The following is a 20,697-nucleotide window of genomic DNA, read 5'->3' as shown; positions in this document are numbered from 1 at the left end:
AAGAGAATGAATTTATCTGACTCAAAGAAAAAACTGGCGCTTGCCGGCGTTGTCTGCGGTATCGTTGCTGCAGTTCTGGCGGCAACAGGAAATCCGGCGAATATGGCGATCTGTATCGCATGTTTTGTCAGGGACACTGCAGGAGCTCTGAAATTCCACAGCGCGGCGGCAGTACAGTATGCCAGACCTGAAATTGTAGGAATTGTGCTGGGAGCATTTGCGATCTCATTAGCGACAAAGGAATACCGGTCTACCGGAGGATCTTCTCCGATGATCCGTTTTGTCCTTGGAATGATCATTATGATCGGTTCTCTTGCATTCCTTGGCTGCCCGCTTCGTATGGTACTCCGTATGTCAGCAGGTGACCTGAATGCATGGGTTGCCCTGATCGGATTTGCTGCCGGCGTTGCAACAGGAGCATTTTTCCTGAAGAAAGGATTCAGCCTTGGACGGGCACATGAGACCAATGCCGCAAGTGGTACAGTACTTCCGATTCTGATGGTGGGAATTCTGATTTTAAGCGTATGCACAACACTGCTTGCTGCATCAGAGCCGGGGGCAGGCCCGGGAGCCCTTCACGCCCCGATTCTGATTTCTCTGATCGGTGGTTTGATCTTTGGAGCTTTTGCGCAGAAATCCAGAATGTGTTTTGCGGGAAGTATCCGTGATATTATTCTTGTCAAAAGTTTCGATCTGATTTCTGTTATCGTAGGACTGTTTGCAGTTATGCTGATTTATAATATCGCAACAGGCGGATTCCACCTCGGATTCAGTGGACAGCCGATCGCACATTCCGCGCATCTGTGGAATATTCTCGGGATGTATGCGGTAGGATTCGCGGCAGTACTTGCCGGTGGATGTCCTCTTCGCCAGCTCGTTCTGGCAGGACAGGGATCTTCCGATTCCGCAGTCACGGTACTGGGACTGTTTGTCGGCGCTGCTGTATCACATAACTTTGGACTGGCAGGCGCGGCAGCAAGTGCGGCAACTGCGGACAAGGCAGCGTCCGCAGGCGGAGTCAGCACAGCAGGTCAGATTGCAGTTGTCATCTGTATTGTCGTATGTTTCATAATTGCATTGACAAATAAGCGGAAAATGGCGAAATAGTATGGTATTTTAATGAAATGTATGTTATTCTATGAGAAAGGATGATAATGAAATGAAGGAAGTAGATGCAAGAGGACTTTCCTGTCCGGAACCGATCATGCTGACAGCAGAGGCGATCAAAGGAACGACGGAGCCGGTAAAGGTACTTGTAAGCGAACCTCATCAGAGAACGAATGTAGAGAAATTCGCGAAAGATAAAGGCAAGAAGGTTACCGTGACGGAAAAGGGCTCTGAATTTGAAATAGTGATTGAATCATGAGAAAGAAAGAATTAAAGCTGGTAGTGACATTCCATACGACAGCAGATGCTATGGCAATGGAAAAGACTTGTAAAGAACATGAAGTGAATGGCAGACTGATCCCTGTACCAAGGGCGATTTCGGCGGGATGCGGACTTGCCTGGTGTGCGGATCTTACGGACAGGGATTCGGTGCTTGACATCATGGATCAGGTGGGAATTGAACACGAAGAGCTTCACGAATGTATGGTATAATCAGGAGAAAACCGGATTTTCATTATGAAAATCCGGTTTTGCTTTTGGGGGGACAAATTTCCGCGGGGCGGGCTGTTCTGTAAAAGCAGAAAGTACAGCAAAGTCATGAAATTGAGAGGAGGAGATGATATGACATTAATGCTGAAAGTAGTTCCTGTATTTGCTGCAGCGGCACTTCTGTTTGCGGTTTATCTGGCGCTTAAGGTTTCCAGACAGGAGGCAGGAACCAGGAGAATGCGGGAAATTTCCGAAGCCATTGCGGAAGGAGCTGGAGCTTTCCTGATGGCGGAATACCGGATTCTGATAGTCTTTGTTGTAGTGCTGTTTGTACTGATCGGTATTGGAACGAGAAGCCTTGTAACGGCCGTGTGCTTTGTAGCAGGTGCTCTGTTTTCGACACTTGCCGGTTACTTTGGAATGCAGGTGGCGACAAAGGCAAATGTCCGAACGGCAAATGCGGCAATGAAATCCGGTATGAACCGGGCTCTTTCCATAGCATTTTCCGGTGGAGCCGTGATGGGGCTTTGTGTGGCAGGTCTCGGGGTTCTTGGTGTCAGCATGATTTATCTGATTACAGGAAATATTGATGTGCTCTCCGGATTCAGCTTCGGAGCATCTTCCATCGCACTGTTTGCCCGTGTGGGAGGCGGTATCTATACGAAGGCGGCAGATGTTGGCGCTGACCTGGTCGGAAAAGTAGAGGCCGGAATACCGGAAGATGATCCGAGAAATCCGGCTGTCATCGCGGACAATGTCGGAGATAATGTCGGAGACGTGGCCGGAATGGGAGCTGACCTTTTTGAGTCTTATGTAGGGGCATTGATTTCGGCTCTGACACTTGGAATCGTATATCATGAGACGGCAGGCGTCGCGTATCCGCTCGTGATTTCCGGGCTTGGACTGATTGCTTCTGTTCTTGCGACCTTCTTTGTAAAAGGAGATGAAAAGTCGAATCCGCACAGAGCTCTTAAGATGGGAACGTATGTATCAAGCGCACTGGTGGTTGTTGTGTCGCTTGTCTTCAGCCTTGCGTTCTTTGGTAGCCTCAGGATGGCGGGAGCGGTGATTTCCGGTCTGGCTGTGGGCCTGCTGATCGGAATTATCACAGAAATTTATACATCAGCAGATTATAATTCGGTAAAAGAGATTGGAAAGCAGTCAGAGACAGGAGCGGCGACAACGATTATCAGCGGTATGGCTGTCGGAATGAAATCGACAGCGGCGCCGGTTCTTCTGATCTGTGTCGGTATTTTTGCGGCATACCAGTGCAGCGGTCTTTATGGAATTGCGCTGGCCGCAGTAGGAATGCTGTCTACAACGGCTATTACTGTTGCGGTGGATGCCTATGGCCCGATCGCGGATAATGCGGGAGGTATTGCAGAGATGGCGGGGCTGGACGAATCGGTCCGTCAGATTACGGATAAGCTCGATTCCGTTGGAAATACGACAGCGGCGATAGGAAAAGGATTTGCCATCGGTTCTGCAGCCCTGACCGCGCTGGCATTGTTTGTGTCCTACGCTGAGGCAGTCAGGCTGGATCAGATTGATATTCTGGACAACAGAGTTATTATCGGACTTTTTATTGGAGGAATGCTGCCGTTTCTATTCTCGTCCATGACAATGCAGAGTGTATCGAAAGCAGCATACCAGATGATCGAAGAAGTAAGAAGACAGTTTAAGGCAATGCCGGGGATTATGGACGGTACAGAAAAACCTGATTACAAATCCTGTGTGGCAATTTCTACAACAGCAGCCTTGAAGGAAATGCTGATCCCGGGAATTATGGCGGTCGCATCTCCGGTAGTAACAGGGCTGATCCTTGGAACGGGGGCGTTGGGCGGTCTTCTGGCAGGAGCGCTTGTAACCGGTGTCCTGATGGCCATTTTCATGTCCAATGCAGGCGGAGCCTGGGATAACGCAAAAAAATATATTGAGGACGGACATCACGGTGGAAAGGGAAGTGAGGCGCACAAAGCGGCAGTAGTCGGAGATACCGTGGGTGATCCTTTCAAAGATACCTCGGGGCCGTCTATTAATATTCTGATCAAACTGATGACAATTGTTTCGCTGGTGTTTGCACCGTTGTTCCTTTCGGTCGGCAGTCTTTTGTAAAAAAGAAAAAAGAGAATCCTGCACGAAAAGTGCAGGATTCTCTTTAAATACCATGAACAAATGTATCCAGTACGTGGGGCAGAAGACGCCCGCTGTACTCGGACAGGGAATATGTACCCCGGCATAATGCCCAGTCATAAATCATGGAACGCTCATACATGGCGTAAATCTTGAGCAGTTCATCGACAGTACAGCCGGGATGAAACTCTCCGGTTTCCACCGCGTGTTCCAGGATCTCTCTCAGCCAGGTAAAGTACAGACGCTGCTCGTCAAGAAGCGACCGGTGGTCTTTTGTGACAAGCTGAGAAGAATACAAAAACGCAATAAGATTGACATCAATGCTCGTTTCGATCATATGGAACAGTTCTCTGTTCAGATACAGAAGTGTATCATAGGCAGACAGATCCGGATCAATTTTTGACTGAAGATCTTCATATTTTGAGTCAAACAGATCGGAGATGGAATTCAGCAGTGCCTCTTTCCCCTTGAAGTAATGGTAAAAGGTTCCTTTTGATGTCTTGGAAAGAGCGATAATATCTTCTACGGTTGTTTTGTCATAGCCTTTTTTGTAAAAAAGATTCCATGCCGCTTTTACTATACGGCTTTTCGTGGAAGAACGTTTTCTTGGCATAAAAATCTGTGTCCTTTCTGCATGACTGTGAGGTCTAGTGACCTACGCGGAATCCGTATTTCAGCGGATCGTCCGGGTCAATGACGTAGGTGGAAAGACCTGTAACATAAGCAGATCCTGTAATCCGCGGAATAACAGCATTGTAATCGCCTACTTTTGCTTCACCGAGAATAACACCTTTGAACTGGGAGCCGATAAAGCTTTCGTATACGAAAGGTTCACCGATACCGATTTCACCTTTTGCGTACAGTGTGGCAAGTTTTGCGCTTGTACCTGTTCCGCACGGAGAACGGTCAGCCATATGATCGCCGAAGATTACAACATTTCTGCGGCTGCATCCAGGTGTATCTGTATGACAGTAGAACTCGGCAAGGTCTACAGTTGTAATGTCGAGCTCCGGATGTTTTACTTTTACTTCTTTGTTGACATTCTCCAGAAGCTTCATTCCAAAATCCTGAAGGAACGGAACAGTCTTGGAATCTACGTGAAGATTCAGGGACGGCTGTTCTGCATCGATAATGGCAAAGAAACTTCCGCCGAAGGAAATATCATAAGTAATTTCTCTTCCGTCTACGACTGTTTTGAGATTTTCTTTATAAAGGAATGCAGGTACGTTTGTCAAAGTAACGCTGACAACTTTTCCGTCTTTTACCTGAGCCTTTGTACGGATTAATCCGGCCGGAGCCTCAAGAACGACTTCTGTCTCAGGTTCTTTTGCTTCGATCAGTCCTGTTTCGATTACGGCTGTAACTGTACCGATTGTACCATGTCCGCACATGTTCAGATACTCTCCGGTATCCATGAAAATAACGCCGAAATCAGCTTCAGGGTTGACCGGTTCTGTCACAACAGCGCCAAACATGTCGTGATGTCCCCGTGGTTCAAACATCAAAGCCTGACGAAAATGATCGTAATGCTCTGCGAGATAGTTCTTTCTTTCAATCATGGTATTACCTTCCAGTTTCGGGAAACCGGAAACTACAATACGTGTAAATTCTCCGACTGTGTGTGTATCCACAGCTAAAAAAGATGCCTCAAAATTATCAAGATTTAATTTTGGGTTCAGTTCCATGATCAGATCCTCCTTAGAAAAAATACTTCATAAACTTTGATTGCCTATAGATAAAAGCGATAAATCTATCGGGCGGGACGCTGTACGGTATGCAGAAAAAAATACCGGCGGCATAAGCCGGAAGCGGCAGGTGCCATATAGTAGACCGCATTCTAGTACGGCGTCTAGTAAGTTATTACAATTATGACTGAAAAGCCTTGAAAAGTCAACGGCTATTTGCTAAAATACAATTGACAAAAATTTAATTATTTTTCTGTTGAAATTTGCCGTCAAGTGTGGTAAATTGTCTATGCGAAAAAGCATAACATGGAGGTAGATGAGTAACTGGTGTGCTTCCTGGTCTTCAAAACCAGTGTAGGGCGTTAAGAGCGTCCTGGGTGGGTTCGATTCCCACATGCCTCCGCCAGAAAGAAAACAGGCCTGTAAATATGCGGGCTTCAGATATCAGCCGGGAAATGACCGCGCTGAGCATCTTATAGAAATCATCAATAAACAAACATTGCTGTGGATCACGACGGGAGACAGATCGTATATTGGAGACCGAGCTCATATCCCGTATAAAATATAAAGAAAAGGAGCATGTTGTTATGGGAAACATTCAACTTTTACTGCGTCAGCACGTAGGAGCGCCATGTGAACCGGTTGTAAAAGCCGGAGATGTGGTAAAAAAGGGTACACTTGTAGCAAAACCGACCGGACTTGGAGCGAACATCTTCTCCAGTGTTTACGGTGTGGTAGAAGAAGTAAAGGAAGATCGCATCGTGATCAGGCCGGATGAAGAACAGCCGGATGAGTACGAAAAGATTTCCGAGGGCACACCGCTTGAGATGGTGAAAGAAGCCGGAGTAGTCGGCATGGGCGGCGCAGGATTCCCGACAGGAATCAAGCTGGACGCGCATCTGGATCATGGCTATATCCTTATCAATGCAGCCGAGTGTGAGCCTGGTCTATACCATAATATCAGACAGATCGAGGCCGAGAGCGACAAGATCGTACGCGGCGTGAAATATTGTATGGATATCGCAGGCGCTGACAAAGCGATTTTTGCAATCAAGAAGAAAAATGAAAAAGCAGTAGAGACACTTCGGACTGCAATTAAAGATGAAGAAGCCATGACGATCCACCTTCTTCCGGACATCTACCCGATGGGAGAGGAAAGAGCGGTTGTCAGAGAGTGTCTTGGAATCGAGCTTGAGACAACACAGCTTCCATCTGCTGCCAATGCGGTAGTAGTCAATGTGGAGACGATCTCCAGAGTGGCAGAAGCTATCGAGGAGAGAAAGCCGTGCTTTGTCAAGAACATGACAGTAATCGGCAAGCTTAACGGCGGAAACGAGCCGCACGTCTTCATGAATGTTCCGGTAGGGACAAGCGTTGGGGAAATGATCGAACGTGCGGGCGGTATTGACGGCGTATACGGAGAGATCATTATGGGAGGACCTTTCACCGGAAATCCGACAGATCTCGATGCTCCTGTTACAAAGACGACAGGCGGTATCATCGTGACCATCGATTTCCCGAACCTTCACGGTGCAAAAGTCGGACTTCTTGTCTGCGCATGCGGCGGAAGCGAAGCACGTATGAGAGATATCTGCGAAAAGATGAACGGTGTTGTAGCATCTGTAGCAAGATGTAAGCAGGCTGTTGAGAACAAGCCGGGCGCACCGCTTAAGTGTGAAAGACCGGGTAACTGCCCGGGACAGGCAAAGAATAACATCCAGTTTAAAAAAGACGGATGTGAATACATCATTATCGGTAACTGCTCCGACTGTTCCAACACAGTTATGGGATCTGCTCCGAAGATGAAACTGAAAGTATTCCATCAGACAGACCATGTCATGAGAACAATCGGACATCCATTATACAGATATCTGAGAGTTTCCAAGCATGTAGAACAGTTTCCAGACGGGAAATAAAAGAAACGGTATGGCATAAAAGTACATCACATTCTGCGTCACCATGCGGTGTGGTTGTATATATAGAAAACGGCGAAGAGCCGAAGGAGAAAATCAAGGAGGGAATGAAACATGTCAATTACAGCTGAAACAGCGAAAGCTCATGCAAAAGATCCGGCCGTGCTTTGCTGCAGGGCGGAAGAGGGCATCACAATCGAAGCTGCAAATCTTGAGGATCCGGCGATCTTTGATGATCTGGTAGATTCAGGACTTCTGAATCTGGAAGGCGTCCTTACGATTGAACAGGTTCTTGGTGCAAAACTGAAAAAAACATGTGATTCACTTACAGCACTTACACCGGATGTCGTAGAAGGATACAAAGAAGCTTCTGCGGAAGAACCGGTAAAAGAAGAAACAGCTGAAGAAGAAGCACCGGCAGTTCAGCCGGAAGTGCCGGCTCCGGCACCGGCAGCAGTACCGGGTGGAGTATTTAAACTCCATATCGGAGAAGGAAAAGATATCAATCTGGAAATCCCGGTTGGCATCATGGGAGGCTCTGCAGTAGCAGCAGCACCGGCTCCGGTGGCAGTAGCAGCGGCACCGGCAGCAGAAGAAAAAGAAGCAAGAGTGATGGGAACACTCACAAGAAAGCATTTCAAAATCACTGAAGTAAAGAGAGGACCGGAGACAAAGATCGACGGAACAGTGCTTTACATCCGTGAAGGAATCGAAGAAGAAGCAGCTGCAGGCCAGGAACTGGTAAACAGCTTAAAGATTGATATTATCACACCGGAGATGTACCACACATACTCCAACACAATCATGGACGTACAGCCGATTGCCACAAAAGAAGGCGAAGCTGAAATCGGAAATGGTGTAACACGTGTACTTGACGGCGTTGTTATGATGGTAACAGGTACAGATGCAAACGGCGTTCAGATCGGTGAGTTCGGTTCTTCCGAAGGATACCTGGATGAGAACATCATGTGGGGACGTCCGGGAGCACCGGATAAGGGTGAGATCTTCATCAAGACAGAAGTGATCATCAAAGAAGGAACAAACATGGAGCGTCCGGGCCCGCTCGCTGCACATACAGCGACAGACGTGATCACACAGGAGATCCGTGAAGCCCTTAAGAAACTGGACGACTCACTTGTTGTTGATACAGAGGAGTTTGAACATCTCAGACATCCTGGAAAGAAAAAAGTAGTCATCGTAAAAGAGATCATGGGACAGGGCGCTATGCATGATAACCTGATCCTTCCAATGGAGCCGGTAGGAGTACTTGGAGCGAAACCAAATGTAGACCTTGGAAACGTTCCGGTTATGACATCTCCGCTGGAAGTGCTTGATGGATGTATCCATGCACTGACATGTATCGGACCTGCATCCAAAGAGATGTCCAGACACTACTGGAGAGAGCCTCTCGTACTGGAAGCACTCCATGACGAAGAGCTTGACCTCTGCGGCGTTCTTTTCGTAGGAAGCCCGCAGATCAACGCAGAGAAGTTCTATGTATCCAAACGTGTCGGACAGACAGTAGAAGCTCTGGATGTTGACGGTGCATTTATCACAACAGAAGGCTTTGGAAATAACCACATTGATTTTGCAAGTCATCATGAGCAGATCGGAAAGAGAGGAATCCCGGTAGTTGGATTATCTTTCTGTGCTGTACAGGGTGCACTCGTTGTTGGAAATCCGTATATGACAAACATGGTTGACAACAATAAATCTGAATCCGGTATCGAAAATGAAGTTCTTGCATGCAACACACTGTGTAAAGAAGAAGCAGTACGTGCAATCGCAATGCTGAAAGCAGCAATGGCAGGCGAGGAAGTAAAACCGGCAGAAAAGAAATGGAATCCGAATGTCAAGGCAAACAACATCGAGATGATCGAAAAGGCAACAGGAACAAAGATTGATCTCGTTGCAAATGAGCAGTCTCTCCCGATGAGCCAGAAGAGAAAAGAAAAATACGATTAATAGATGGTAATGACGTATGGAACTGAAATATGGAGATAAAATCATAAGAATGGAAGGCGTCATCGTCGAGGTACATGACGGATGCGTAGGAGTTGACCTGAAAGGAAGGCTCGGCTATCTGAAGATTCCGATGCGGATGCTGATCACAGATTATCCGGTCAAAGTCGGACAGGAAGTGGCATGGAACATGAGCTTCGTAGAGCAGATGGGGCCGGAGATCAATGAGAAGTACGTCAGCAACCTTGATATCTACAAGAGGCGTCAGAAAGAGATGCGCGAATTGAATGAAAATCATGAGGAGGTTTCAAAATGAGCTTAACGGTTGTGAAAGGTTTACAATCTGAAATTTATGTTCCGATTACTCCGCCGGCAGTATGGACTCCAGTAACAAAAGAGATTAAAGATATGTCTATTGCTCTTGCTACTGCAGCAGGTGTCCATAAGAAAAGCCAGGAAAGATTTAATCTTGCCGGAGACTTCACATGGAGAAAGATTGAAAATACAACTCCATCCAGTGAACTGATGGTTTCACATGGTGGATATGATAACGGTGATGTAAACAAAGACATCAACTGTATGTTCCCGATCGACAGAATCCATGAACTTGCAAAAGAAGGATTTATCAGAGCATGTGCTCCGGTACACGCAGGATTCATGGGCGGCGGTGGAAATCAGGAGAAATTCAAACATGAAACTGGTCCGGCCATCGCACAGATGTTTAAAGAAGAGGATGTCGACGCAGTCATCCTCACAGCTGGATGAGGTACCTGCCACCGCTCTGCAGTACTGGTGCAGAGAGCGATTGAAGAGGCTGGTATTCCTACAATTATCATCGCAGCCCTTCCACCTGTTGTTCGTCAGGCAGGTACACCACGTGCGGTAGCACCGCTCGTACCAATGGGAGCAAATGCCGGAGAACCGAACAACGTAGAAATGCAGACAGAGATTGTAAAAGCAACTCTGGAGCAGCTCGTTGCAATCGATACTCCAGGAAAGGTAGTTCCGCTTCCATTTGAATACATTGCAAAAGTTTGATGCAAATCATTATGGGATCTGTACAGAGTGTACAGATCCCTATTTTCATTTGAAAATCAAATATCATTTTCTGAAAGTGCAAAGTGTGTTATGATAAAAAAGGATCAACAGGAAAGGAATCAAATGCCATGGGAGAAGAGACAAAACAGCTCCGCCGGCTTGTGATTAAAGCCTACCACATACGGGAAGCTATGTGGGGCGAGGAGAACAAGGTGGAGGAAAGCGGCGTGCTGACTGTGAATAAAGAGAGCGCAGACCGCTACAAACGTGGAAAAGAAGACTATATATCAGATATTTCTTTCCGGATTATCAAACCGGAAGAACGTGATCAGTATACCAATACGATTATGGACATTATCCCGATTTCAGCGAAAGTACTTGGAAATATCGGGGAAGGAATTACTCATACGCTGACAGGTGTCTATGTGATCCTGACAGGCGTGGATACTGTAGGAAAGCAGACACATGAATTCGGATCCTCGGAAGGAAACCTGAAGGAGCAGATCTGTTACGGAAGAGCCGGGACGCCAGGAGAAGGAGATATCATGATTGCCTTTGATGTGACGCTTCAGGAAGGAATGGGTCAGATCCGGGCAGGGGTAACGGCGGCACACAGCGCATGTGATGAATTTGTCCAGGAACTCCGGGAACAGCTGAAGAAATTTCATGGGGACCGCTGCACAGAACGTCACGAATATTACGATGTGGTACGTCCGGGAAAGAAAAAAGTACTCATTATCAAACAGGTGGCCGGGCAGGGAGCTATGTATGACATGCATCTCTTCGCAAAAGAACCATCAGGCGTGGAAGGAGGACGCTCCATCATTGATATGGGAAATATGCCGGTCCTTGTAACACCAAACGAATACCGGGACGGTATTCTGCGGTCCATGCAGTAGAAAAAGAACGAAAAGGGGTGACAAAGAATGGGAATCGGACCTTCGACAAAAGAAACAACACTTCACAACTTCCGTGATCCGCTTCTGGATGTAGTGTCAGTCGATGAGGATCTGGATCTGATGGGAATTCTTATCGTAGGAACACCACAGGATCAGCAGGACAAAGTGCTGGTGGGAACCAGGGCGGCAGTCTGGGCGGAAGGAATGCGCGCGGACGGCGTGATCATCTCTGCAGACGGATGGGGAAACAGCGATGTCGATTATGCCAATACAATCGAACAGCTCGGAAAACGCGACATTCCGGTGGTGGGAATCCACTTTTCCGGAACGGCCGGACAGTTCGTGGTGACCAATCCGTATATGGATACGATTGTTGATATGAATAAAAATCCAAAGGGCGTAGAGACCGACGTGGTCGGCGAAAATGCGGTAGACACCATGGATGCACGAAAAGCAACGGCAATGCTGAAACTGAAAATGCGAAAACGATAGAAAATTGAAAATGTGTTGAAAAATACAGGAAAGCAGGGAGATTGCGGGTGGAATTCTTCCTGCTTTCGTCGTATAATAAAGGCATAGGATTCCTCTGCGCATGGAGGATTCATATGAAAAAAAGAAAAACACTACAGGAACTGACAATCAAGGATAACTTTCTCTTTGGCGCCGTTATGGTAAACGAAGAAAATTGTAAGGAATTTCTGGAAATGGTGCTGGAAATTGAGATCGACCAGGTTAAGGTCAGTAAGGAAAAGAGCATCGTTTACCATCTGGAATATAAGGGCGTCCGCCTGGATGTTTATGCCAGAGATGAGGAGCATACACACTACAATATTGAGATGCAGGCAGAGAAAAAGCCGGTTTTAGGAAAAAGGAGCCGCTATTATCAGAGCCAGATGGATATGGAACTTCTGATGAGCGGGGAGGACTACACGGAACTTCCCAATACCTATGTGATCTTTTTGTGCGATTTCGATCCTTTTGGAGCAGGAAAATACCGCTATACCTTTCAGTCGGTCTGTCAGGAAACAGAGGAAGCATCGTTGGAAGACGGACGGAAGATTTTATTTCTGAATACCCGCGGGAAGAATGACGCAGAAGTTCCGGGCAAACTGGTAACATTTCTGAGATTTGTCAGAGCAGGACTAAAGGAGAGCCAACAGGATTTTGGAGATCCCTATGTCCAGAAGCTTCAGGAGTTTATTTCGTATGTGAAGCAGAGCCGGGAAATGGAGGAAAGATTCATGGTGCTGGAAGAAATGCTGAGAGATGAAAGAAGCCGGGGAAGAGTCGAAGGTAAAGCTGAATTTGTCTTAAAGGTGCTTTCGGCGTACGGAAAAGTCCCGGAATCACTCAATGAAAGAATTACTAAGGAAACTAATTCGGGAATGCTGGATCAATGGTTCCAAATAGCTCTGGAATGCGGTTCCGTTGAGGAATTTGAGCAGAAAATCAAAGAGTAAGATGCATCGGTCTATTTAAATTATTATAAAAGCTGATTATAGGATACAGATATGACAGAAACGGATGTTTTGTTGTATCTGTATTACTGTCTATGGTACACATCAATCGCTGTCATTTCGACAGAATTTCAATGAAAAGCAGAGGAATTCTATTATCAAATGTGTTTTTTCTTTTTGGCTGGATCTTAGAAGCGGATAACTACTGTTCTTTAAGAGGAGAAGAATGGGATATGAAAAACCCGAAACGGGATCAGACAGAGCAGTTTCGGGTTTGCTTTTTTGATAGTAGTTTTATGAAAAAAACTGGGCGTAATAAATCAAATCGTGAATGATACATGCCACACAGATGAAAAGGACAATTCCTTTAAAGTATGGGCGGGATTTTACTGTTTTAATAACATAGATCAAAAGAAAAACGCCCAAAAAAGGAAGCTCAAATGCGGCAATGGCGAGCACAATGAGAAAAATGCTCTCCAATTTGGAATTTACTGCATCTTCTGCACTGGAAACAGGAGTTTCGCCGGAAGTTGCCTCTGTAACGGCCGGCTCGGCAGAGGGTAGTACTTCTTGGAGATCTGCCGTTTGCTCTTGTATATCGAGTGTATTCTCTGGTGTAACATTGCCGATCAGACTGTCAACGCTCGTCTGATAAAGCTGACTCAGGAGGACAAGATTTTCCAGATCCGGGAAGGATGCATTATTCTCCCAGGCGGAAATGGCCTGGCGGCTGATATGCAATTCATTTGCCACTTGCTCTTGCGTGAAATGCCGGCTTTTACGATGCTCTTTTAAGTAACTTCCGATCTGCATAACTATCTTCCTCCTTTCAGCAAAATCAATATTGCCTGAAACTGATATAATATTAACATAAATTCCAGAAAATTACAATAAGTGTCAAATGCCTTATATTGGATGATTAGTAAATGCCCCAGTAAAATTCTGATAAATATTGTGCGAACGTGAGTGAAAAAATCGTGCATTTCCCAGGAGCAAATGTTCTGATAGAAGCATATAAAACAGCATAGAAAAAGCTGAGACAAAATGAAAAAAGATTAAGTGCAGAAATATCGGAAGATAATGCATACAACAGACCGACCAGTAAAACACCAGCCAGTTTATTGCGAAAGATATCCTGAAAAAAGGTCAGCAAAAATCCATGATAAAGCATGTTTTGGCCTAATAATGCCAGGAAAAAATCAGCTCCTGGTAAAAAGGTGTGTAGATAATGATATCTCATATGGATCAGGCAGATGTTCCATACTTCTAAAAGATGAGAGATGAAACGACTTGGATTACCAAGAAAAATCAGAAGGAATATCAGGAAAACAGCAAAAAGTATCTGAGAAATAATCTGACTAAAATGAAATCCATATCTGTTTAATGGTTCATGCAGGAAAAAGCGGATCAAAAATACTGGGAGAAAGAACTCGAGCAGATAAATAATCCACCAGTGATCCAACAGCATGGTGATCCAGGATGGAGCGGGTTTAGATAAAACATGATACATGTTGAAAATATAAAGTATACATGAATAAGTGATTCCGATAATAAAAAATGCCATCCATTTCTTTTTTTCTTTTTGATCCATCTGAGATTCCTTTCTATTATTCCCTGATAATTTTCGACTTCATTATTATAGCATAGAGCGTAAATAAGAGAAAGAAAGTATCAGTTTCCGATGCAAGCAATGGTTGCCAGGTAAAAATTTTGTGTTTTACAAAGATGCAAGAGCTCTTTTCTGGGAATAGAGAGGGATTACAGTATAATAAAAGGTGTGGAACAAAAAAGTATAAAGCGATAAAGCGAAGAAGTGTGTGTAATGCCCGAACTACAGATCGCAAGGTAAAATACTTATAGAGATTTTATAACGTTACGCTGGAACATTCAAAATAGAATTGCAGTTGGTATTTTAGCAATAGAACGGGAGGAAAGTGTAAATGAAGAAAAAAGGTTGGAACAAGCGAGTATTTGTTGCGATTTTAGTGATTGTCATGGCTGCTGCGTGTTTCGGGTGCGGGCATGAAACAGGTGTGGGGGCAGAAGAAAAACAGGAGGAGCAAAAACCAGACGGCATCTATCTATACGGAGAAACGCATTCTAATGAATATATCCAAAAACGAGAACTGGAAATATGGGGTGACTTTTATAAAGAGGGAATGAGAGATCTTTTCGGGGAATATCCATATTATGATGCTAAGCTTCTGAATACGTGGATGCAGGCGGAAGATGACGAAATTCTTTATATGCTGTGGAAAAACTGGAGTGGAACGTATGGTGGAGAAATTGAAACATACAATTTTTTCAAAAGCATAAAAGAGAAGTACCCTGAGACTGTATTTCATGGTACCGATATTGGGCATGATTATAAGACATCAGGGCAGTGGTATCTCGATTATCTGGAAGAGCATGACCAAAAAGACTCCGAGGATTATCAAAAAACTCAGGAGAATATGGAGCAAGGAAAATACTATTATGACCATTCGGCAGATCCGGTCTATCGTGAAAATAAAATGGCAGAGAATTTCATAGAAGAATATGAAACAATGGATGAAGCGCCAATTATGGGAATTTATGGAGGAGCACACACGGATATTGAGGGAATGGATGAGCTGACACAGACTGTGCCATGCATGGCAAACCAGCTGCATGAAGAATATGGGGATCGCCTCCATACTACGGATCTGAGCGGATATTCCGATTATGGGGAGGAAAAGGATCCGATTATTACAGAAGAGATGGAAGCGCAGGGGAAAAAATATCAGGCGTCTTATTTTGGAAGATTCGGCGCTTCGTTTGTTGGTGACGAATATGAGTATGTAGATTATTGGCGGCTGGAAAATGCATATCAGGACTTTAAAGAGGCTTCGCCTGGCAGTGAAATATTGAGCGAAGATTGCTTCCCGATGAAATTAAAGGCAAAGCAGGTCTACATGCTGGAATTGATCAAAGAGGATGGTACGGTGGAGCGGAAATATTTCCGGACGGATCAGAATTCGTTTGAGAAAATGGGGTATGTGAAAGAACTTGTTGTTGATTAAGTGGAAGTGCTGGCAGGAGGAAATTGTCTATGAAATTTTGGAGATTTAAAAAGAAGTGGATTGAGGCGGTACTGGCTTTTGCGATGACGGCAGTGCTTGCAGGATGTGCATGGCAGGGGACGGCAATATCGGAAGAAGGAGGTCTGCTGACTAAAACACAGGTGGAGGAAGACAGGAAACAGGCGATTCAATATGTGGAAGATGTACATCCGTTCTTTGAATTGGAGGAAGATCAGTCGGAATATAAGGAAGCGAAAAAAGCATACATCAGTCAGACACAGTCGGGTATGACTGTCTGGGAATTCTGGGGAGCAACGGCAGAGTACATGAGTTCTCTTCGCGATGCACATACAAGGATTCAGGATCCTGGAGAAATAAAAGTATTAGACATACCTGCTTCTTATGAAAACGGAAAATCATATCTGTGGGAAAATGGGAAAAGGACCGGGCTTTATGTAGAAAAAGTTGGAGGAGTGGATGTAGAGAAAATATACGAAAAAATCGATAAAATGATCGTGGCGGAGAATGCAGCAGCAGAAGAACAGAACAGAGAAAAGTATCTTGCAGTGAACACGATTCTAAAATTCTGTGGAGCGGTATCGAAGAATGATCAGGTAGAGGTAGAATTCTCGGATGGCACAAAACGGATCTACTCCTTTATGGAAGTTGGTAGATCCACCGAAGAAGTGACAAACAATTGTTTTACTGAAGGTGATATTTTTGTGGTAGATTTCAATACCTGTGAAGTTGATCAGACACTGGAAGAAATTGCGGTAAAACTGGAAGAAGCAGTGGAAAATGGATGTACGAAAGTCATTATTGATGTACGGGGGAATATGGGAGGGGACTCGAATGCTTGCTTAAGGATTTTGGAAGCAATGGGAATGAGGGAGCCTTACTATGGAAGTGTTATCAGATTTTCCAAAGAAGCGAAAGAACAGGGAGGAGTTCCAATAGATCACGGAATAATTGAAACAAAGGGATCGACACTCATGGCTAAAGCGAATGAGGATGTTCAGTTGATTGTCCTGTCTGATCATATCACATTTAGTTCGGCAACGATGCTTTGTGTTTGGGTGAGAGACGGAAAATTGGGAAAAATTGTCGGAGAACCAAGCACTAATAAGCCGAATTCCTATGGTGATATTTTGATGTTTCAATTAGAAAATTCGGGTTTAGTTATGTCGGTTTCATACAAAAAGTTTACACGCCCCGACAGTTCCAACAACGAAGACATGCTTGTGCCGGATGTCCAGACATCATCAGAGGATGCGTATGATAAAGCAGTAGAATTATTGAACCGGCAATAAACGGAAACCACTTGCACTCCCTCGCCTGTCCGTTTGCTATATTATAATAGAAGAAACAGATCGTTCTGTTTGATGAAAGACAGGAGGCGGAGCATATGAAAACAGTCAATACTGTTCCGGAGATTCTTTCTACATTTCCGGATTCTCATTTTGACAAGCAAAGATGGCGGGACTATGCAGGAGCAATCCATCCGGAACTTCCTAAACTCTGTGAAGAAGATACGGCAAAGTATGAGTTTGAAAAGGATGTCCTCCCGGTAATTGAGACAGTACTGGGGGAACCAGAGCGGATCCGGCATCTTGGCAGCAGGTTTGAGCGTGTTGTGGCGGAGCTTCAGGAGCGCCTTCCGGTCCTGTTTGAAAAGGAATGTGAAGTGACGGTTGTTTTATATCTGGGACTTTGCAATGCGGCGGGATGGGTGACGTTCCTTGGAGGGAAGAAGGTCGTTCTGCTGGGCGTGGAAAAGGTTCTGGAACTGAACTGGGACAGCGAGGAGAAGCTGAAGGCACTTTTGTACCATGAGATCGGACATATCTGGCATGAGATATACGGGAACCTGGAGTTCCCGGCGCATACACAGAGCAGGCAGTCGATGCTCCAGCTCTGGCAGGAGGGAATTGCCATGGTATGCGAGCAGATCTTAAGCAAAGATGAGAGGTATTACCATCAGGATGAGAATGGATGGCTTGCATGGTGTCAGGAGCAGGAGCCGATGATTAAGGAGGAATACGGGAGACGCCTGGAGCAGGAGGAAAGTACGCAGGATTTCTTTGGAGACTGGTGCGATTTCTGCGGCTATTCGGATGTAGGCTATTATCTGGGATGCCGGTTCGTGAGATGGATGATGAAAGAGAATGATCTCCGGGAGATCGCAGCGATGGGGGCCGCGGAACTGTTGGAAAAGTACACCCGGTTTGCGGGGAAAGAGTTACCTGCATAATATAGAAGAAAATGAAAAGGCGGATACGCGATCGCATCCGCCCTTTCATTTTGGTATGTCATTGAGAGGTTTTCCTGATTACATTGTAGTTTCTACATATACAAAACTGGGGAATCTCTTAAATAGAGGATGTATATAAGAATTGGAGACGTCGCTGATACTTTGGGGGAATATCAGGGACACTACAATGTAATCGTTTAGTACTTTAATGTACTAACACGCTATCACTATACCATGAACAAAAGGAAACTGTCAAGAGTTTAACGGAAAAAAGTAAAAAAAGTATTGTTGCTGTTCGCGCCGAACCGCCGCCCGCATGCGCGCTCGTCGCACAGACGCGCTTCAGTTCCGTGCTGCGTGTATCAAAAAAAATACAAAAAAATGTAAAAAGGGCTTGCAAATTTATATTGTTTCATATATACTGAAAAAGCTGTGACATGATAGCGATGAAACGTGAGGTTGCTGCCTGGAAATGGCAGGTTTTTCCGCGGAGCGAATGTCAAGTTAGGAAACTGGCGACAAGTCACTGTACGAATCAATAACATCCATTGAAACATGGTAACAACGTGTGAGTCGATGTGGACACGCACGGGAGAGTGTACAGTCACCGCTTGTCGTACTGAGTTTGAAAGTACGAAAAGGAGGCGACTTTTTTTATGGCAAGTCAAGTAATGAGAATCACACTGAAGGCATATGATCATCAGCTGGTTGATGCATCTGCCAAGAAAATTATCGAAACTGTAAAGAAAAATGGAGCAAAGGTGAGCGGACCGGTACCGCTTCCGACAAAGAAGGAAGTAGTTACAATCCTGAGAGCTGTTCACAAATACAAAGATTCCAGAGAGCAGTTCGAGCAGAGAACTCATAAAAGACTGATTGATATCATCACACCAACACAGAAGACAGTTGATGCATTATCCAGACTGGAAATGCCGGCAGGTGTGTACATCGATATCAAAATGAAACAAAAATAAGAAAGCAGTATTCCTAAAATTTAGGATGAACGGATGCATGTCCGTTCCGCTGTAAATCACAGGAGGTAAACATAATGAAGAAAGCTATTTTAGCAACAAAAGTCGGAATGACTCAAATCTTCAACGAAGATGGAGTATTAACTCCGGTAACTGTTCTTCAGGCTGGTCCTTGTGTTGTAACACAGATCAAGACAGTTGAGAACGATGGTTACAAAGCTGTTCAGGTTGGATTCGTTGACAAGAAAGAAAAGATTGTCAATGTTGACAAGAGTGGCAAGAAAGAAATTGTCCACAGAAATGGTGTGACAAAAGCTGAGAAAGGACACTTCGACAAAGCTGGAGTATCCGGAAAGAGATTCGTAAAAGAATTCAAATTTGACAATGCAGAAGAATATGCACTTGCACAGGAAATCAAAGCTGATATCTTCGCGGTAGGAGATAAGGTAGATGCAACAGCAATCTCCAAAGGTAAAGGATTCCAGGGTGCAATCAAGAGACATAATCAGCACAGAGGACCTATGACACACGGTTCCAAATTCCACCGTCACGCAGGTTCCAACGGTGCGGCTTCCGATCCGAGCAAGGTATTCAAAGGAAAGAAAATGCCGGGACACATGGGAAGCAAGAAGATCACAATTCAGAATCTTGAAGTAGTAAGAGTTGATGCAGAAAACAATCTGCTCTTAGTAAAAGGTTCCGTACCAGGACCTAAAAAATCTTTAGTAACAATCAAAGAAACAGTAAAGAGTATTTAGGTTTTTGAGAGGAAAGGAGGAACATAGTAATGGCAAACGTAGCTGTTTACAATATCGAAGGTAAAGAAGTTGGTACGATTGACTTAAATGATGCTATTTTCGGTGTTGAAGTTAACGAACACCTTGTGCACATGGCAGTTGTACAGCAGCTTGCAAATAAACGTCAGGGAACACAGAAAGCAAAGACTCGTTCTGAAGTATCCGGCGGCGGAAGAAAACCGTGGAGACAGAAAGGAACAGGTCACGCAAGACAGGGATCAACAAGAGCTCCGCAGTGGACAGGCGGTGGAGTGGTATTTGCTCCGACACCGAGAGACTACTCTTTCAAATTAAACAAGAAAGAAAAGAGAGCAGCTCTGAAATCCGCTCTGACATCCAGAGTAGAAGAGAACAAGTTCATCGTAGTAGATGAAATGAATTTCGATGAAATCAAAACAAAGAAATTCCAGAATGTATTAAGCAACTTAAACGTATCCAAAGCATTAGTGGTATTAGAAGACGGCAACACAAAGGCTGAGCTTTCTGCAAGAAACATTGCCGATGTTAAGACTGCACGCACTAATACAATCAATGTGTATGATATCCTGAAATACAATACAGTGATTGCTACAAAAGCAGCTGTAGAGGCGATCGAGGAGGTGTACGCATAATGGCAAACATTCAGTATTATGACGTAATCCTGAAACCGGTGATTACAGAAAAAAGCATGGGGCTTATGGCTGACAAGAAATACACATTCCTTGTTCATCCGGAAGCTAACAAGACTCAGATCAAAGAAGCAGTTGAAAAAATGTTCGCTGGAACAAAAGTAAAGAGTGTCAATACAATGAACCAGGACGGAAAGACAAAACGCCGTGGCATGACATACGGAAAAACTGCTAAGACGAAGAAAGCGATCGTAGCTCTTACAGAAGAAAGCGCAGAGATCGAAATCTTCCAGGGACTCTAGGATATAGAGAAAATAAACGGTGCAAATCCGTGAAACCAATAATT

Annotated in this window: 22 protein-coding genes and 1 tRNA gene; 19 read left to right on the top strand and 4 right to left on the bottom strand. The window is 44.9% G+C overall.

The genetic code is table 11. From position 1 onward, the window contains the following. Positions 1-6: 6 nt before the first annotated feature. The 4 genes from yedE (at position 7) to H6A32_RS06685 (ending at position 3,711) form a co-directional block, all read left to right on the top strand. Positions 7-1,107: a YedE family putative selenium transporter gene (gene yedE / locus H6A32_RS06700; RefSeq protein WP_087168700.1), complete on the top strand. Its 1,101-nt coding sequence runs from the start codon at positions 7-9 to the stop codon at positions 1,105-1,107. 31 nt (positions 1,108-1,138) lie between these two features. Further along, on the top strand, positions 1,139-1,366 hold the full coding sequence (locus tag H6A32_RS06695; protein ID WP_343284064.1) for a sulfurtransferase TusA family protein: 228 nt from the start codon (positions 1,139-1,141) through the stop codon (positions 1,364-1,366). Then, on the top strand, positions 1,363-1,599 hold the full coding sequence (locus H6A32_RS06690) for a DUF3343 domain-containing protein (RefSeq protein WP_087254621.1): 237 nt from the start codon (positions 1,363-1,365) through the stop codon (positions 1,597-1,599). The genes H6A32_RS06695 and H6A32_RS06690 overlap by 4 nt, the downstream gene beginning before the upstream one ends. A 129-nt stretch (positions 1,600-1,728) precedes the next feature. After that, a complete protein-coding gene (locus H6A32_RS06685; protein ID WP_087168723.1) occupies positions 1,729-3,711 on the top strand; it encodes a sodium-translocating pyrophosphatase in 1,983 nt (660 codons plus the stop codon). Positions 3,712-3,754: 43 nt separating this feature from the next. On the opposite strand, the gene H6A32_RS06680 is transcribed toward H6A32_RS06685, so the two are convergent. Both H6A32_RS06680 and H6A32_RS06675 read right to left on the bottom strand, forming a co-directional pair. Continuing rightward, the gene (locus tag H6A32_RS06680; protein ID WP_087168697.1) at positions 3,755-4,342 is read right to left on the bottom strand and encodes a TetR/AcrR family transcriptional regulator; all 588 of its coding nucleotides are present in this window, start codon (positions 4,340-4,342) and stop codon (positions 3,755-3,757) included. A 34-nt stretch (positions 4,343-4,376) separates the two neighbouring features. Continuing rightward, positions 4,377-5,414 (bottom strand): proline racemase family protein, encoded by a 1,038-nt coding sequence (locus H6A32_RS06675; RefSeq protein ID WP_087168696.1) that lies wholly within the window; start codon positions 5,412-5,414, stop codon positions 4,377-4,379. 308 nt (positions 5,415-5,722) lie between these two features. On the opposite strand from H6A32_RS06675, the gene H6A32_RS06670 reads away from it, so the two are divergent. From H6A32_RS06670 to H6A32_RS06635, 8 genes are all read left to right on the top strand, one after another. Further along, positions 5,723-5,820 (top strand) — tRNA-Sec (locus tag H6A32_RS06670). Positions 5,821-6,001: 181 nt separating this feature from the next. Next, positions 6,002-7,330 (top strand): proline reductase-associated electron transfer protein PrdC, encoded by a 1,329-nt coding sequence (gene prdC, locus H6A32_RS06665; protein WP_087254618.1) that lies wholly within the window; start codon positions 6,002-6,004, stop codon positions 7,328-7,330. 111 nt (positions 7,331-7,441) lie between these two features. Further along, positions 7,442-9,292, top strand: coding sequence for a D-proline reductase (dithiol) proprotein PrdA (prdA, locus tag H6A32_RS06660; protein ID WP_087254615.1), 1,851 nt, complete (start codon positions 7,442-7,444; stop codon positions 9,290-9,292). A 16-nt stretch (positions 9,293-9,308) separates the two neighbouring features. After that, the gene (locus H6A32_RS06655) at positions 9,309-9,605 is read left to right on the top strand and encodes a CBO2463/CBO2479 domain-containing protein (protein WP_171028009.1); all 297 of its coding nucleotides are present in this window, start codon (positions 9,309-9,311) and stop codon (positions 9,603-9,605) included. Further along, the gene (prdB, locus tag H6A32_RS06650; protein ID WP_191433817.1) at positions 9,602-10,327 is read left to right on the top strand and encodes a D-proline reductase (dithiol) protein PrdB; all 726 of its coding nucleotides are present in this window, start codon (positions 9,602-9,604) and stop codon (positions 10,325-10,327) included. The genes H6A32_RS06655 and prdB overlap by 4 nt, the downstream gene beginning before the upstream one ends. A gap of 128 nt (positions 10,328-10,455) precedes the next feature. Continuing rightward, positions 10,456-11,226, top strand: a complete 771-nt coding sequence (gene prdD, locus H6A32_RS06645) for a proline reductase cluster protein PrdD (RefSeq protein ID WP_191433819.1) — start codon at positions 10,456-10,458, stop codon at positions 11,224-11,226. 27 nt (positions 11,227-11,253) lie between these two features. Continuing rightward, positions 11,254-11,718 carry a glycine/sarcosine/betaine reductase component B subunit gene (locus tag H6A32_RS06640; protein WP_204863979.1) on the top strand — a complete coding sequence of 155 codons (465 nt, stop codon included), beginning with the start codon at positions 11,254-11,256 and terminating at the stop codon, positions 11,716-11,718. A 113-nt stretch (positions 11,719-11,831) separates the two neighbouring features. After that, positions 11,832-12,686 (top strand): Rpn family recombination-promoting nuclease/putative transposase, encoded by an 855-nt coding sequence (locus tag H6A32_RS06635; protein WP_204863978.1) that lies wholly within the window; start codon positions 11,832-11,834, stop codon positions 12,684-12,686. Between the two features lie 291 nt (positions 12,687-12,977). Here H6A32_RS06635 and H6A32_RS06630 read toward each other — a convergent pair whose 3' ends face one another. After that, a complete protein-coding gene (locus tag H6A32_RS06630) occupies positions 12,978-13,496 on the bottom strand; it encodes a helix-turn-helix domain-containing protein (protein WP_204863977.1) in 519 nt (172 codons plus the stop codon). 106 nt (positions 13,497-13,602) lie between these two features. Continuing rightward, the gene (locus H6A32_RS06625) at positions 13,603-14,274 is read right to left on the bottom strand and encodes a hypothetical protein (protein WP_204863976.1); all 672 of its coding nucleotides are present in this window, start codon (positions 14,272-14,274) and stop codon (positions 13,603-13,605) included. Between the two features lie 349 nt (positions 14,275-14,623). Here H6A32_RS06625 and H6A32_RS06620 point away from each other — a divergent pair, with 349 nt between their 5' ends. From H6A32_RS06620 to rplW, 7 genes are all read left to right on the top strand, one after another. Beyond that, a complete protein-coding gene (locus tag H6A32_RS06620) occupies positions 14,624-15,724 on the top strand; it encodes a hypothetical protein (RefSeq protein ID WP_204863975.1) in 1,101 nt (366 codons plus the stop codon). A gap of 29 nt (positions 15,725-15,753) precedes the next feature. Further along, a complete protein-coding gene (locus H6A32_RS06615; protein WP_204863974.1) occupies positions 15,754-17,034 on the top strand; it encodes a S41 family peptidase in 1,281 nt (426 codons plus the stop codon). A 95-nt stretch (positions 17,035-17,129) separates the two neighbouring features. Then, positions 17,130-17,975, top strand: coding sequence for a hypothetical protein (locus tag H6A32_RS06610; protein ID WP_204863973.1), 846 nt, complete (start codon positions 17,130-17,132; stop codon positions 17,973-17,975). A gap of 656 nt (positions 17,976-18,631) precedes the next feature. Then, on the top strand, positions 18,632-18,949 hold the full coding sequence (gene rpsJ / locus H6A32_RS06605; RefSeq protein WP_024731851.1) for a 30S ribosomal protein S10: 318 nt from the start codon (positions 18,632-18,634) through the stop codon (positions 18,947-18,949). A 74-nt stretch (positions 18,950-19,023) separates the two neighbouring features. Further along, positions 19,024-19,704, top strand: coding sequence for a 50S ribosomal protein L3 (gene rplC / locus H6A32_RS06600; protein WP_087168684.1), 681 nt, complete (start codon positions 19,024-19,026; stop codon positions 19,702-19,704). 29 nt (positions 19,705-19,733) lie between these two features. Next, positions 19,734-20,354, top strand: a complete 621-nt coding sequence (gene rplD / locus H6A32_RS06595) for a 50S ribosomal protein L4 (RefSeq protein ID WP_087168683.1) — start codon at positions 19,734-19,736, stop codon at positions 20,352-20,354. Beyond that, positions 20,354-20,653 carry a 50S ribosomal protein L23 gene (rplW, locus tag H6A32_RS06590; protein ID WP_087168682.1) on the top strand — a complete coding sequence of 100 codons (300 nt, stop codon included), beginning with the start codon at positions 20,354-20,356 and terminating at the stop codon, positions 20,651-20,653. Before rplD ends, rplW begins: the two co-directional genes overlap by 1 nt. Positions 20,654-20,697 lie beyond the last annotated feature (44 nt).

It is taken from the genome of Drancourtella massiliensis, assembly GCF_016900655.1.
Lineage (GTDB): Bacteria > Bacillota > Clostridia > Lachnospirales > Lachnospiraceae > Sellimonas > Sellimonas catena.
This window is presented reverse-complemented; position numbering and strand designations above follow the sequence as displayed.

Excerpts from the sequence above, each read along its gene's own strand:
- yedE (WP_087168700.1), top strand. The coding sequence starts at position 7 with ATGAATTTATCTGACTCAAAGAAAAAACTGGCGCTTGCCGGCGTTGTC.
- H6A32_RS06695 (WP_343284064.1), top strand. The coding sequence starts at position 1,139 with ATGAGAAAGGATGATAATGAAATGAAGGAAGTAGATGCAAGAGGACTT.
- H6A32_RS06690 (WP_087254621.1), top strand. The coding sequence starts at position 1,363 with ATGAGAAAGAAAGAATTAAAGCTGGTAGTGACATTCCATACGACAGCA.
- H6A32_RS06685 (WP_087168723.1), top strand. The coding sequence starts at position 1,729 with ATGACATTAATGCTGAAAGTAGTTCCTGTATTTGCTGCAGCGGCACTT.
- H6A32_RS06680 (WP_087168697.1), bottom strand. The coding sequence starts at position 4,342 with ATGCCAAGAAAACGTTCTTCCACGAAAAGCCGTATAGTAAAAGCGGCA.
- H6A32_RS06675 (WP_087168696.1), bottom strand. The coding sequence starts at position 5,414 with ATGGAACTGAACCCAAAATTAAATCTTGATAATTTTGAGGCATCTTTT.
- prdC (WP_087254618.1), top strand. The coding sequence starts at position 6,002 with ATGGGAAACATTCAACTTTTACTGCGTCAGCACGTAGGAGCGCCATGT.
- prdA (WP_087254615.1), top strand. The coding sequence starts at position 7,442 with ATGTCAATTACAGCTGAAACAGCGAAAGCTCATGCAAAAGATCCGGCC.
- H6A32_RS06655 (WP_171028009.1), top strand. The coding sequence starts at position 9,309 with ATGGAACTGAAATATGGAGATAAAATCATAAGAATGGAAGGCGTCATC.
- prdD (WP_191433819.1), top strand. The coding sequence starts at position 10,456 with ATGGGAGAAGAGACAAAACAGCTCCGCCGGCTTGTGATTAAAGCCTAC.
- H6A32_RS06640 (WP_204863979.1), top strand. The coding sequence starts at position 11,254 with ATGGGAATCGGACCTTCGACAAAAGAAACAACACTTCACAACTTCCGT.
- H6A32_RS06635 (WP_204863978.1), top strand. The coding sequence starts at position 11,832 with ATGAAAAAAAGAAAAACACTACAGGAACTGACAATCAAGGATAACTTT.
- H6A32_RS06630 (WP_204863977.1), bottom strand. The coding sequence starts at position 13,496 with ATGCAGATCGGAAGTTACTTAAAAGAGCATCGTAAAAGCCGGCATTTC.
- H6A32_RS06625 (WP_204863976.1), bottom strand. The coding sequence starts at position 14,274 with ATGGATCAAAAAGAAAAAAAGAAATGGATGGCATTTTTTATTATCGGA.
- H6A32_RS06620 (WP_204863975.1), top strand. The coding sequence starts at position 14,624 with ATGAAGAAAAAAGGTTGGAACAAGCGAGTATTTGTTGCGATTTTAGTG.
- H6A32_RS06615 (WP_204863974.1), top strand. The coding sequence starts at position 15,754 with ATGAAATTTTGGAGATTTAAAAAGAAGTGGATTGAGGCGGTACTGGCT.
- H6A32_RS06610 (WP_204863973.1), top strand. The coding sequence starts at position 17,130 with ATGAAAACAGTCAATACTGTTCCGGAGATTCTTTCTACATTTCCGGAT.
- rpsJ (WP_024731851.1), top strand. The coding sequence starts at position 18,632 with ATGGCAAGTCAAGTAATGAGAATCACACTGAAGGCATATGATCATCAG.
- rplC (WP_087168684.1), top strand. The coding sequence starts at position 19,024 with ATGAAGAAAGCTATTTTAGCAACAAAAGTCGGAATGACTCAAATCTTC.
- rplD (WP_087168683.1), top strand. The coding sequence starts at position 19,734 with ATGGCAAACGTAGCTGTTTACAATATCGAAGGTAAAGAAGTTGGTACG.
- rplW (WP_087168682.1), top strand. The coding sequence starts at position 20,354 with ATGGCAAACATTCAGTATTATGACGTAATCCTGAAACCGGTGATTACA.